Genomic DNA, 11,764 nt, shown 5'->3' with positions numbered 1-11,764 from the left:
GCTATCTCGTCTTCATCAGGTTGCGAAGGCAGTCACCGGCGATGTTGGCGATCAGGGCCAAGACCAGCACGCCGAGGCCCGGCATCACCGGCAGCCACCACTGCTGCAGGAAGTAGCTGAGGTTGCGCGCGGAGTCGGCGCCCAACTCCGGTGCCGGCGCGGCCTGCCCGAGCCCGAGGAACGACAACGCGGCCAGGGTGAGGATCAGCGTGCCGATGTCCAGGCTGGCGGCCACGAGCGCATTGGGCACCGCGCCGGGCAGCAAGTGGCGCCCGGCGAGCCGGAACCAACTGACCCCGGCCAGTTTCGCCGCTTCGACGTGCGGCCGCGCGGCCAGCCGGGCCACCTCGCCGCGCACCAGCCGCGCGTAGAACGGCCACCAGACGATGGACACCGCGATCAGCGTGTGCAGGAAGCCGGGCCCCAGAGCGGCCACCACCGCGATGGCGAGCACCGGCGCGGGCAAGGACAGGAAGCCGTCGGTGATCCGCATCAGCGTGGCATCGATCCACCCGCCGGTGGCACCGGCGATCAACCCGACCAGCCCACCGATCAGCAGACCCAGTGCCACCACCGCCAGTGCGGCGAACCAGCTGGACCGAGCTCCGTAGAGCACGCGGGACAGGATGTCACGGCCCACGCTGTCGGTGCCGAGCAGGAATCCCGTGGTGCCCGGCGGTTGCAGCGGCATCCCGACCGGCGTGAGCGGGTCGTGCGGGGCCAGCACCGGCACGGCGATCACGATCAACGTCACCAGGATCACCAGGGCGAAGCCGGCCCAGTTCACGATCACGGAGCGGGACTGTGGCAACGTCAGCCGCCACTTCTGGCTCCGGACCAGGACGGGTGCGGGTATCGCGTCCACCGTCGAGCTGACCATCAACGCACCTTCCGTTCGATGCAGGCGACCTGGTGGGGGTTGCCGGGCGAACCTTCCAGGCGCACGTCGAGTTCGGCACCGGCGCAGGCGTCGACGGCGATCGGGCAACGCGGATGGAACGCGCAACCCGGCGGCGGGGACAGCGGGCTGGCGGGTTCGCCTGGCAGGATGCGTGATTCGCGACCCAAGTCGGGGATGGAGTCGACCAGCGCACGGGTGTACGGGTGTACGGGGTCGCCGATGACCTGTTCGGCAGGACCGACCTCCACGATGCGACCCAGATACATCACCGCGATGCGGTCGGCGACCACCCGGGCCACCGACAGATCGTGCGTCACGAACACCACCGACATGTCCAGACTGCGGCGCAGGTCACCGATCAGGTTGAGCACCGACGCGGCCAGCGACACGTCCAGCGCGCTGGTCGGCTCGTCACACAGCAGCACCGGTGGGGGCACCACGGTGGCCCTGGCCAGCGAAACCCGTTGCCGCTGACCACCGGAGAGCTGCCCGGCGCGGGACTTGGCCACCTCGGCGGGTAGGCCGACCCGGTCCAGCACCTCGATGACCGCGTCACGGCGTTGCGCCCGGGACATCTTGGTGCCGTGCAGCCGCTCGGCGATCAGCTCACCGACCGACAGCCACGGCGTCAGTGAGGCACCGGCGTCCTGGAACACCATCTGCGGCCGCTGCGTACCGGCCAGCGCGACCGTGCCCGAGGTCTGCTTCTCCAGTCCGGCGATGACGCGCAGCAATGTCGACTTGCCCGAACCGCTCTCGCCCACCAAGGCCACCGATTCGCCGTGGCCGACGCGCAGCGTCACCCCGCGCAGCGCCTGCAGCTTCCCGCGTCGAGCCACCGCGAAAGTCTTGGTGACATCGGCCAATTCGATCGACGGCGCGGTATCGGCGACGGTCTGGGTGGTCGACTCGGTGACGGGCGCCGGCTGAGCATCGTCCGGGGCCGCGCCGGGTGGCAGCAAGCAGGCGCTGACCCGGCCCGGCGCCACCTGAATCGGGTCCGGCGGTGTCTTCGTACAGTCCTCGGTGGCCAGGTCGCAGCGAGGCACGAACGCGCATCCCGGTAACGGTGTCAGGGGGCTGGGCACCGAGCCCGGCAGCGCGGCGAGCGGCCGGCCGCGCTGCGTGTGCAAGGTCAGCCGGGACCGCAGCAGCCCACGCGTGTAGGGGTGGGCTGGGGTCTGGAGCACCTCGGCGGTGGGCCCGATCTCGGCGATCCGGCCCGCGTAGAGCACCGCGATACGATCCGAGATTTGCGCGGCCACCCCGAGGTCATGGGTGATGAAGACGATGCTGCAACCGATCTCGTCGCGCAGTCCGCGCAACAAGGTCAGCACCTGCGCCTGCACGGTGACGTCGAGTGCGGTGGTGGGTTCGTCGGCGATGATGAGTTCGGGGTCGCCGGCGATGGCGATGGCGATCATCACCCGCTGCCGCAGCCCGCCGGACAGTTCATGTGGATAGGCCCGCATGCGACGCGCCGGATCCGGAATGCCCACCGCGGTGAGCAGTCTCAGCGCTTCCTCGGCGCTGCCCGCCGCCTCGGCGACCTGTTTGCCGATGCGCATGGTGGGGTTCAGTGAGGTCATCGGGTCCTGGAACACCGCCCCCAGATCGAGGCGGCGCACCTTGCGCAGAGTCTTGGCGTCACCGTGCACCATGTCCGAGCCGGCCACCCTGATGGCGCCGTCGATGCGGGCCGCGCTGGGTAGCAGCCCGAGCATGCCGAAGCCCAATACGCTCTTGCCCGAGCCGGATTCGCCCACCAAGCCCAGGATCTCGCCGGGGGCGATGGTCAGGGTGACACCGCGCAGCGCGTGCACATCGCGGCCGCCGCGACGGAATGTGACGTGCAGATCGTCGACGTCGGCGACGATGCCGACTTCGGGCGGTTCCGGGGGGCGCACCTGCACGGCGTCGGAAACGACGATGCCCATGTGCATTCTCCCGATCTGTCGCGGCCTGGCCTGTCAGTTGACAGTTTTCACGGCCGGCGTACCCGATGGGTGTCGCTGGCGTAACCAATTCCGCGTCGCAGGTAACCGAAGCGTATCGCGCGTTTCTATCATGTGACAGAAACGGGGCGGCATACTTTTCCCGCGCCCGATGGGCCACGATGAAGCCATGTCGCTCACCCGCGCCGGCCGTCCCAGACTGCAGACGCAGCGACGCCCCGGCATGACGGCCCGTGACGAAATCCTGGATGCGGCAGGGGAATTGTTCACCACGCTGGGTTACGCGGGCACGTCCACCCGCAGCATCGCCGAATCGGTCGGCATCCGGCAGGCATCGCTGTATCACTACTTCGACACCAAGGACGACATCCTGTGCGCCCTGCTCAGCCAGACCGTCACCCCGACGCTGGCCTTCATCCCGGCGCTGCTGGAAACCTCCCCCGCGTTGACGGCCACCGAGCACCTGCACGCACTGGCCAGCTTCGACGGTGACCAATTGCTCAACGGGCGCTGGAACCTGGGCGCCCTCTATCTGCTGCCCGAACTGCGGGACGCCCGGCTGGAACCGTTCTGGTCCGACCGGGAGCGGCTGCGGCTGCACTATCTGGAGTCGAGCCACGCGGTACTGGAGCGCACCGGGGTGCATCCGGCGGCGGCCGACCTGCCATTCCGGCTGGTCGAATCGCTGGTCAACATGTGGTCGGAACCGCACGGCCCGCAACGGGCCGAACTGCCGGTGCACGTCGCCGACGCGTGCCTGCGTGTGCTGGGCGGCGCGGACGCGGCGACCCCGGAATTGCGGGAGCGCAGCGCGGCGGTGATCGAGCGGCACCGTGAGCGCGTGGGCGCCGCCGCCCCGGGACTGGCGCCCCGATAATCTCTGGCGGTGTTCCACGTGCTGACGCTGACCTACCTGCAGCCCGACGACGTCGTCGACCGGACCCGGCCCGCCCACCTGGACTGGCTGGCCGAGGAGGTCGCCGCGGGGCGGGTGCTGTTGGCCGGGCGCACCGAGGCGCGCGGCGCCGTACTGGTGGTCGCCGATATGTCCGCCGCAGAGGCCGACGCCGTCATCGCCGGCGATCCGTACACCCGAGCGGGGGTGGCGCGCTATGACCGGGTGAGCTTCACGGCCGGATTCCGCGCCCCAGGTCTATAACTTGGCTCACACGGGTAGCCGGGACTAGATGGGTCACGGTATCTGTTGAAGTTACGCGATGGTGCAGCGTCGCGCCCTGATTACAGTTACCTTCGCTAACGTTTTGGCGAAGGCGCGTGTTGCCCGCTCAGAAGACGAAGTCGACGAAGAGGACCGAACGAGAACATGACGACCACCGTTTCCGCCTACGCCGCCACCTCGGCGACCAGCCCGCTGACCAAGACGACCGTCGAGCGCCGCGCCGTCGGCCCGCACGACGTCGCCTTCGACATCAAGTTCGCGGGTATCTGTCACAGCGATATCCACACCGTGAAGGCCGAATGGGGCCAACCCAACTACCCGGTGGTCCCGGGCCACGAGATCGCCGGTGTGGTCACCGAGGTCGGCTCCGAGGTCACCAAGTACAAGGTCGGCGATCACGTCGGCGTCGGCTGTTTCATCGATTCCTGCCGCGAGTGCGAGAACTGCAAGGCCGGTCAGGAGCAGTACTGCATCGGTGAGTACGGCATGCACGGCACCTACAACTCCACCGAGCGCGACGGCAGCCCGACCTACGGCGGCTACAGCACGGCGATCGTCGTCGACGAGAACTACGTGCTGCGCATCCCGGACTCGATCCCGCTGGACAAGGCCGCTCCCCTGCTGTGCGCCGGTATCACGCTATTCTCCCCGCTGAAGCATTGGAATGCGGGCCCCGGCAAGCAGGTCGCCGTCATCGGCCTCGGCGGGCTGGGCCACATGGGTGTCAAGCTCGCGCACGCGATGGGCGCGCATGTCACCGTGCTGAGCCAGTCGCTGAAGAAGATGGAAGACGGTCTGCGGCTCGGCGCCGACGAGTACTACGCCACCTCCGACCCCGACACCTTCACCAAACTGGCCGGCAAGTTCGACCTGATCCTCAACACGGTGTCGGCCAACCTGAGCATGGGCGCCTACCTGAACCTGCTCAAGGTCGACGGCACCCTGGTCGAGCTGGGCATCCCGGAACATCCGCTGGAGGTGCCGACGTTCGCGCTGGCCGCCGGGCGCCGCAGCATCTCGGGCTCGATGATCGGTGGTATTCCGGAAACCCAGGAGATGCTCGACTTCTGCGCCGAGCACGATGTCACCCCCGAGATCGAGGTCATCGAGGCGTCCTACGTCAACGAGGCTTACGACAGGGTGCTGTCCTCGGACGTGCGCTACCGCTTCGTCATCGACGCCTCCACGATCTGACGCCGTCCCTGCCGCCCGGGCCTCCTCTTCCCCGGGCGGCACGGGCGGCGCTCTACGTCAGTTGTCGAGCGGCTCCACCCCGGACAGCGGCCAGCCGGCCGCGGCCAGCCTGGCCGCCACCCGGCGAACGTTCTCCGGACCGGCGTCGTGGTGGGTGACCTCGGCGATGAACGCCTCGATCTCGTCGTGACCGATCGCACCGTCGGCCAGCGCCGGCGAACCGGTTGCGGTGATATTCGCGACGACCTCCTTGACCTGCTCCTCGGTCAGTGGGGTGTTGCGCAGCAGGGCCAGCAGCGGCACCCGGTCGGCACCGGGCACGCCCTCGGGGTAGCCGGCGCGCAGCCAGTCCAGGATTCGGGCGACGAGCGAGGTCGACGTGGTCACGCGACAAGTTTCTCGGGTTCCGTCAATGGGCGCCACTGCCGGGTCAGACAGTTCGCCCGTCATTCACTCGTCGTTCACGCCGCAGGCACGTTGCAGGGCACGCACCACACTGTGCTTGCCGAGGTCGACCTTGAACGCGTTCTGGGTCAACGGCTCCGCGCCGGCCATCAGCAGTTCGGCGGCACGCCTGAAGACCGCGGTGTCCGGCCGTTGACCGTGCAGCGCCGCCTCCGCCGCCGGCACCCGCCAGGGCCTGGCCGCGACGCCGCCGAGCGCGATGGCCGCCGACGCGATGACCCCGTCGTTCAGCTGGACGCCGGCAGCCACCGACACCAGCGCGAACGCGTAGCTGTGCCGATCCCGCACCTTGAGGTACCAGCTGGCGTCCGCGTACGGCGTCGGCGGCAGCTCGATGGCGGTGATGAGCTCACCCGGTGCCATCGTGTTGTCCCGGTCCGGGCGGTCCCCCGGCAACGCGAAGAACTCCGCGAGCGCAACGGAGCGCTCTCCCGCCGGGCCACGCAGCCGCACGGCGGCATCCAGGATCGCCAGGGCCACGGCCATATCGGAGGGGTGTACGGCCACGCAGTGCGCGCTGGCGCCGAACAGTGCGTGCTCCCGGTTGAAGCCGTCGGCCGCCGCGCAGCCGGACCCGGGTGTGCGTTTGTTGCACTGTGCGAAGGCCGGATCCATGAAGTACGGGCATCGGGTGCGTTGCACCAGATTGCCGCCCGCGGTGGCCATATTGCGGATCTGTGTGGTGGCACCGGACAGGATGGCCTGAGACAGCACCGGATAGCGGGTCCGGATCAGCCGGTGGTTGGCCACCGCACTGTTGGTCGCCCCGGCTCCGATGCGCACGCCACCATCGGGTGTGGCCGTGATGGTGTCCAGCCCGATCCGGCGGATGTCGATGAGCGCGTCCGGAGCCTCCACCCCGGTCTTCATCAGATCCAGCAGGTTGGTGCCGCCGGCGAAATACCGTGCGCCCGCGGCGGCTTCGTCGATCGCGTCGGGAACACTGAGCGCGTGCCGGAATGCGAACGTCTTCACGATGGATCCCCGGCGACGGCGGCGATCGCGGCGACGATGTTGGCGTAGGCGCCGCAGCGGCAGATGTTTCCGGCCATGCGTTCCCGAATCTCGTTGCCGGACAGGCACTGTGGTCCGTTCGCCACATCGGCGCGCGGCCCGTCGAAGGTGCTGGCGCACAGGTCACCCCTGGCGTGCTCACGCAGCAGGGCGTGCGCCGAGGACAACTGCCCTGGGGTGCAGTAGCCGCACTGGAATCCGTCGTGGTCGACGAACGCCTGTTGTAACGGGGTCAGGGTGTCACCGTCGGCCAACCCTTCCACCGTGGTGACCACGGCTCCATCGATCGACACGGCCAGCGTCAGACAGCTGAGCACCCGCTCGCCGTCGACATGCACCGTGCAGGCCCCACACAGGCCGTGGTCGCACCCCTTCTTGGTGCCGGTGAGTCCCAGCCGTTCGCGCAGCACGTCGAGCAGGGTGGCGCGCACATCGGTGTCGATCTCGGTCTCGGTGCCGTTGACGGTCAGTTTCATCTCGGCTCCTCGTGGCAGGGTGAGAAGGGGTTCATCAGGCTCTCCAGGGTTATCGGCAAGTCCCGCAACCGCTTTCCGGTGGCGTGATAAATCGCGTTGGCGATGGCCGCCGGCACCCCGCAGGTGCCGATCTCGCCGATACCGCGCACACCGATCGGGTCCAGCCCGAAATCGGCGACGTCGACGAAGCTGATGTCGAACTCCGGTCGGTCGGCGTGGGTGGGGACGTAGTACTCCCCGATCAGTTGGCCGGTCCGCGGGTCCCTGGCCACCTGCTCCAGCAGCGCCATCCCGATCCCGAAGGTGATACCGCCCATCACCTGGTTGGTGGCCAGCTTCGGATTGAGCACCCGTCCGCAGTCCATGACCGCCGTCCACCGCGTCACGGTGGCCCGACCGATCTCTTCGTCGACCTCCACCTCGCAGAAGTGCGCACCGAAGGATTGCGACAGTGGGCCGCTCTCGGCGGCTCCCCCGGCCGACACGGTGAAGCTGAGTGCCGCCCGCAGGTCATTGCCGTCGCGCCGCAGCAGGTCGGCGAGTGTGGCCGGGTCCCCGTCATAGTCGGGGCAGTGCGCGACCAGCCGGCGCCGCCATTCTCGCGCCGCCTGGTGCACGGCCGAGCCGACCGTCGCGGTGGTCTGCGAGGCGCCGCTGTAGGGGGCGTCGGGGAACGTGGAGTCACCGGAGCTGAAACTGACCTGTTCGAGCGGTAATCCGCAACCGTCGGCGGCGAGCTGCGTCATCACGGTGCGCACCCCGGTACCGATCTCGTGGGTGGCCGAGGCGAACCGGACCCGGCCGGCGGCGTCGGTGTCCACCCGGCAACCGGCCGGCATTCGGCGGCCAGGGTAGGTGGCGGTGGCCACGCCCCAACCCACCTGCACACCGTCACGACGCATCGCGCGGGGTACCGACGAGCGGTCCGCCCAGCCGAACCGTCGCGCGCCTTGCTCGTAACACTCGGCCAGGTGTTTACCCGAATACGGGCGCCCGCTGGGCTGGTCGAGCTGCGGGTCGTTGGCCAGCCGCAGCGCCACCGGGTCGATCTGCAGCCGCTCGGCCAGCTCGTCCATGGCCACTTCGAGCGCGAAAAGCCCGGGCGCCTCACCGGGGCCGCGCATGAAACACGGTGTGGGAGCGTTGATTCTGGCCACGGTATGCGAGACCGACAACCGCGGTGACTGGTAGAGGAAGCGCGCGGACAGCCCCACCGGTTCGCAGAAGTGGGCGACCGTGGAGGTCTCGGTGAGAGTGTGCTGCTCGGTGCTGAGCAGGGCACCGTCGGCGTCGGCGACCAACGCCAGCCGTTGTTCGGTATGCGGCCGGTGCCCGGTCGAGGTGAACATCTGATTGCGGGTCAGCACCAGCTTGACCGGGCGTCCCACCTCGCGTGCCGCGACGGCACACAACACCACGTGCATCCACAGGAAGCTCTTGGACCCGAAGGCACCGCCGACGAACTCGGAGACGATGCGCACGCGCTGTTCGGGGATCCCGAGATAGCCGGCCAGCGCGCGCCGTTCACCGGTGATCCACCGGGTGCTGTCGTGCACCGTCAGGGTGTCGCCGGTCCACTCGGCGATGGTGGCCGACAGTTCGATCGGATAGTGGGTGTTGCGCGCGGTGGTGTACCGGGTCGCGATCCGCACCCCGTCGGGTTCGGCATCCGGTCCGCGGCGGTCTTGCAGCTTCTCGTCGTCCAGTTTGACGAAATGGTCTGGCTGGTAGACCCCGTGCCGGATGAGACCGCCCCGCTCGTCGGCGGGGACCGGTTCGGTGAGCACCTGGGTGGCCGTCAATTGGGCTGGAGCACTGCGATAGTCGAACCGCATCAGCGCCGCCGCCTGCGCCGCGTTCTCCGGTGAATCCGCGACCACCAACGCCAGGTGCTGGCCCACATACTGCACGGTCAGGTCCGACAGCGGTGGACGGCGCTCCAGCGGCAGATCCCAGGTCAGGTCTTCGGGAAGCACCTGCAGCGGCGGACAGTTCAGCGGGGTCAGGACGTACAACACACCGGGCGCCGCCGTGGCGGCCGCCGCTGCGGCCACCACGGATTCCGCGGTCACCTCACCGTGGGGTATCTCGGACTGCACCAGTGCCGCGTAGGCCACGCCCGCGACCGGGGTGTCCGCGGTGTACCGGGTGGCCCCGGTGACCTTCGCGCGTCCCTCGACCCGATCGACGGGTCTGCCGACGGTCACCTCACCCATATGGCCCCGGCCCCTTCTGGTCAATCGTCGTGCGGGTTAACAGGTTTCAGTCGAGCGGGTTGCGCCGGTCGACGATCAGCGGATCGGCAGGGGTGAACGGGAAATTCGGCAGATCGTCGATATGGGTGTTGAAGGCCGCGGCCAGCACCTCGCGGGAGTAGGCACTCGCCGAGGCGCGGTAGCCGATATCGGCGGGGAACGGCTGGTCGAAGAAGATCAGGAAGTGCCAGTCGTCGGTGCCGATGTTCTCGATGTGGTGCGGGTAGGCGCGCGGGATGAAGTACATGTCACCCGTGGTCATGGTCCAGGTATCAAGGGAGCCATCGGGATTCATGATAGTCATCCGGGCGTCCCCGTGCTGGACATAACCCATCTCGGCGGTGACCGGATGCCAGTGCGGTTCGCGCATCCCGTCCTCGGCGACCCGCAGCGAATACATCGAGATGTCCTTGAGCGCCGGCCAGAACTGGTCTCGGGCGAACCTGGCGTTGCCGCTGGCGTAGTTCAATCCGGGCGCCTGGGCTTCGATGTCGAACTTGTGCGGGTCGCCGAAGTACGCCGACGCGGGGATCTCGGGGTCACCGACGCGCGCGGCCAGCTTGTGATCGGTGGGCGGATTGTCGCGCCGGATCTTGGCGAGGTCGGAGGCCGGCAAATCGTAGGTATTGCCCAGCACCGCATCGGTGAAGGCGCCGAACGTCGCGCCGAACCCGAAGTCCTCGGGACGTTCGTTGCGGAAGGCGATGATGAACTCGGCCACGTCGCTGCCGATGTTCTCGATGTGATGCAGCGCCCCGGAGTCGATGTGGAACATCTGGCCGGCCGTGACGATGAAGTTGGAGAACTTGCTGTGGTTGTCCAACACCGAGACCAGCGCGGTACCGGACACACAGTAGGTCAGCTCATTGGCGTTGGCGTGCCAGTGCGGGGTGCGCATCGCGCCGGGGTTCAGGAGCACACGCTTGATGGACAACCGGTTCAGGATGGGCAGGTTGTCGGCGGTGACACGGCGCATCGACCCGAAGTCGTTCTCCTCGACGATCTCGCCGTCGAGCAGGGACAGCGTGTGGGTGCTGCGGGTGACTGCTGCGGTCATGGTGATCTCCTCTGATCGGACTGGTTCGACGTGTCCACCTTGCTCCACCGCGGGGTCGATGTCTGCGCTGCTGGCTGCCAATCCCGCAGGAACGCTGACGGTACCGGCCGGGTAGGGCTAGCCCCCATATCGACGCGATGCCGGGCCGACGCGACGATGGGATGCGAGAATGTCGCGGCTGCACGGGCGGCTGGGGTTGGGCGGAAAGGGCATACGGGTGGCTATACGAGTTGTCATCGCCGAAGATGACGTGCTGTTGCGGGAGGGCGTGGCGAGCCTGCTGCAACGGTCGGGTTTCGACGTGGTCGGGCAGGCCGGCGACGCGCCGACGCTGCTGGAGGTGGTCCGGGCGCACCGACCCGAGCTGGTGCTGACCGATATCCGCATGCCCCCCAGCCACAGCGCCGAAGGGTTGGACGCCGCCCGCACCATCCGCGCCGAGCTGCCGGACACCGGCATCGTGGTGCTCTCGGCGCATATCGACGTCGAGCACGCCACCGAGCTACTCGCCGGCGGGCATGGGATCGGGTATCTGCTCAAGACCCGCGTCACCGATGTCGAGGATTTCGTCGACACCCTCAACCGGGTCGCCGCCGGCGCCTCGGTCATCGACCCCGCATTGGTCACCGAGCTGGTGTCGGCGCGGCGGCGCAACGATCCGCTGGCCGCGCTGAGTTCCCGGGAACGCGAGGTGCTGGCGCTGATGGCCGAGGGATTGTCCAACGCGGGGATCGGCAGGCGGCTCTGGGTGACGGAGGGCACGGTGGAAAAGCACGTGCGCAGCATCCTGACCAAACTGGATCTACCCGAGACCGGCGATGACCACCGGCGCGTGCGCGCGGTGATCCTGTTCCTGGATTCGCACTGATCTCAGCGGTGCAGCAGGCCCCGGATCGCCTCCGGCGACAACGCGAACTTGGGTAGAAACCCGAGGGCCGGGCTCTCGGCGATCAGGTCGGCGAAGTCATGTTCGTCGTGGGTGGAGATCAGGATCACCGGCACGTCGGTGAGCTGCTCGGCAACGTCGAAACCGTTGTCGGCGCCGAGGTCGACGTCGACGAGCGCGACATCGGGTTGCAGCGACCGGCTGGCGTCCACCGCGCCGGCGCCGTCGGTGGCGGTGCCGACGACGGTGATCCCGCCGTGTGCCAGCATCATCGTCGCGGCATCCCGGAAGGCAGCACTGTCGTCGACGATCAGCGCCCGCATAACCGGTGAACCAGACATACTCCGAGCTTGACAGCCCCCCGCAGCGGAAGCATTACCG

The 11,764-nt window shown here is 68.4% G+C and carries 12 protein-coding genes; 4 read left to right on the top strand and 8 right to left on the bottom strand.

From position 1 onward, the window contains the following. Position 1 precedes the first annotated feature (1 nt). Entirely contained in the window at positions 2–880 is an 879-nt protein-coding gene (locus SBI67_RS21350) for an ABC transporter permease (protein WP_318982472.1), read from the bottom strand. Continuing rightward, positions 880–2,838: a dipeptide ABC transporter ATP-binding protein gene (locus SBI67_RS21345; protein WP_318982471.1), complete on the bottom strand. Its 1,959-nt coding sequence runs from the start codon at positions 2,836–2,838 to the stop codon at positions 880–882. The genes SBI67_RS21350 and SBI67_RS21345 overlap by 1 nt, the downstream gene beginning before the upstream one ends. Positions 2,839–3,025: 187 nt before the next feature. On the opposite strand from SBI67_RS21345, the gene SBI67_RS21340 reads away from it, so the two are divergent. From SBI67_RS21340 to SBI67_RS21330, 3 genes are all read left to right on the top strand, one after another. Next, positions 3,026–3,733 carry a TetR/AcrR family transcriptional regulator gene (locus tag SBI67_RS21340; RefSeq protein WP_318982470.1) on the top strand — a complete coding sequence of 236 codons (708 nt, stop codon included), beginning with the start codon at positions 3,026–3,028 and terminating at the stop codon, positions 3,731–3,733. Between the two features lie 9 nt (positions 3,734–3,742). Continuing rightward, the gene (locus SBI67_RS21335) at positions 3,743–4,015 is read left to right on the top strand and encodes a YciI family protein (RefSeq protein ID WP_318982469.1); all 273 of its coding nucleotides are present in this window, start codon (positions 3,743–3,745) and stop codon (positions 4,013–4,015) included. Between the two features lie 165 nt (positions 4,016–4,180). Then, positions 4,181–5,230 carry an NAD(P)-dependent alcohol dehydrogenase gene (locus SBI67_RS21330; protein ID WP_318982468.1) on the top strand — a complete coding sequence of 350 codons (1,050 nt, stop codon included), beginning with the start codon at positions 4,181–4,183 and terminating at the stop codon, positions 5,228–5,230. Between the two features lie 57 nt (positions 5,231–5,287). On the opposite strand, the gene SBI67_RS21325 is transcribed toward SBI67_RS21330, so the two are convergent. From SBI67_RS21325 to SBI67_RS21305, 5 genes are all read right to left on the bottom strand, one after another. Continuing rightward, positions 5,288–5,617, bottom strand: coding sequence for a DUF3349 domain-containing protein (locus SBI67_RS21325; RefSeq protein WP_318982467.1), 330 nt, complete (start codon positions 5,615–5,617; stop codon positions 5,288–5,290). Positions 5,618–5,680: 63 nt separating this feature from the next. After that, positions 5,681–6,670 (bottom strand): FAD binding domain-containing protein, encoded by a 990-nt coding sequence (locus tag SBI67_RS21320; protein WP_318982466.1) that lies wholly within the window; start codon positions 6,668–6,670, stop codon positions 5,681–5,683. After that, on the bottom strand, positions 6,667–7,185 hold the full coding sequence (locus SBI67_RS21315) for a (2Fe-2S)-binding protein (RefSeq protein WP_318982465.1): 519 nt from the start codon (positions 7,183–7,185) through the stop codon (positions 6,667–6,669). The genes SBI67_RS21320 and SBI67_RS21315 overlap by 4 nt, the downstream gene beginning before the upstream one ends. Further along, entirely contained in the window at positions 7,182–9,401 is a 2,220-nt protein-coding gene (locus tag SBI67_RS21310) for a xanthine dehydrogenase family protein molybdopterin-binding subunit (RefSeq protein WP_318982464.1), read from the bottom strand. Before SBI67_RS21310 ends, SBI67_RS21315 begins: the two co-directional genes overlap by 4 nt. Before the next feature lie 46 nt (positions 9,402–9,447). Then, complete coding sequence (locus SBI67_RS21305; protein ID WP_318982463.1) at positions 9,448–10,497, bottom strand: cupin domain-containing protein; 1,050 nt, start codon at positions 10,495–10,497, stop codon at positions 9,448–9,450. A gap of 217 nt (positions 10,498–10,714) precedes the next feature. On the opposite strand from SBI67_RS21305, the gene SBI67_RS21300 reads away from it, so the two are divergent. After that, positions 10,715–11,365 (top strand): response regulator, encoded by a 651-nt coding sequence (locus tag SBI67_RS21300; protein WP_413232539.1) that lies wholly within the window; start codon positions 10,715–10,717, stop codon positions 11,363–11,365. Positions 11,366–11,367: 2 nt separating this feature from the next. Here the strand turns inward: SBI67_RS21300 and SBI67_RS21295 are convergent, their stop codons facing one another. Continuing rightward, the gene (locus SBI67_RS21295; protein ID WP_318982602.1) at positions 11,368–11,706 is read right to left on the bottom strand and encodes a response regulator; all 339 of its coding nucleotides are present in this window, start codon (positions 11,704–11,706) and stop codon (positions 11,368–11,370) included. Between the last annotated feature and the right edge of the window lie 58 nt (positions 11,707–11,764).

This window comes from Mycolicibacterium chengduense (assembly GCF_033741155.1).
Taxonomy (GTDB): Bacteria; Actinomycetota; Actinomycetes; order Mycobacteriales; family Mycobacteriaceae; genus Mycobacterium.
The sequence above is the reverse complement of the archived record's forward strand: the minus strand, read 5'-3'. Positions and strand labels throughout refer to the sequence as shown.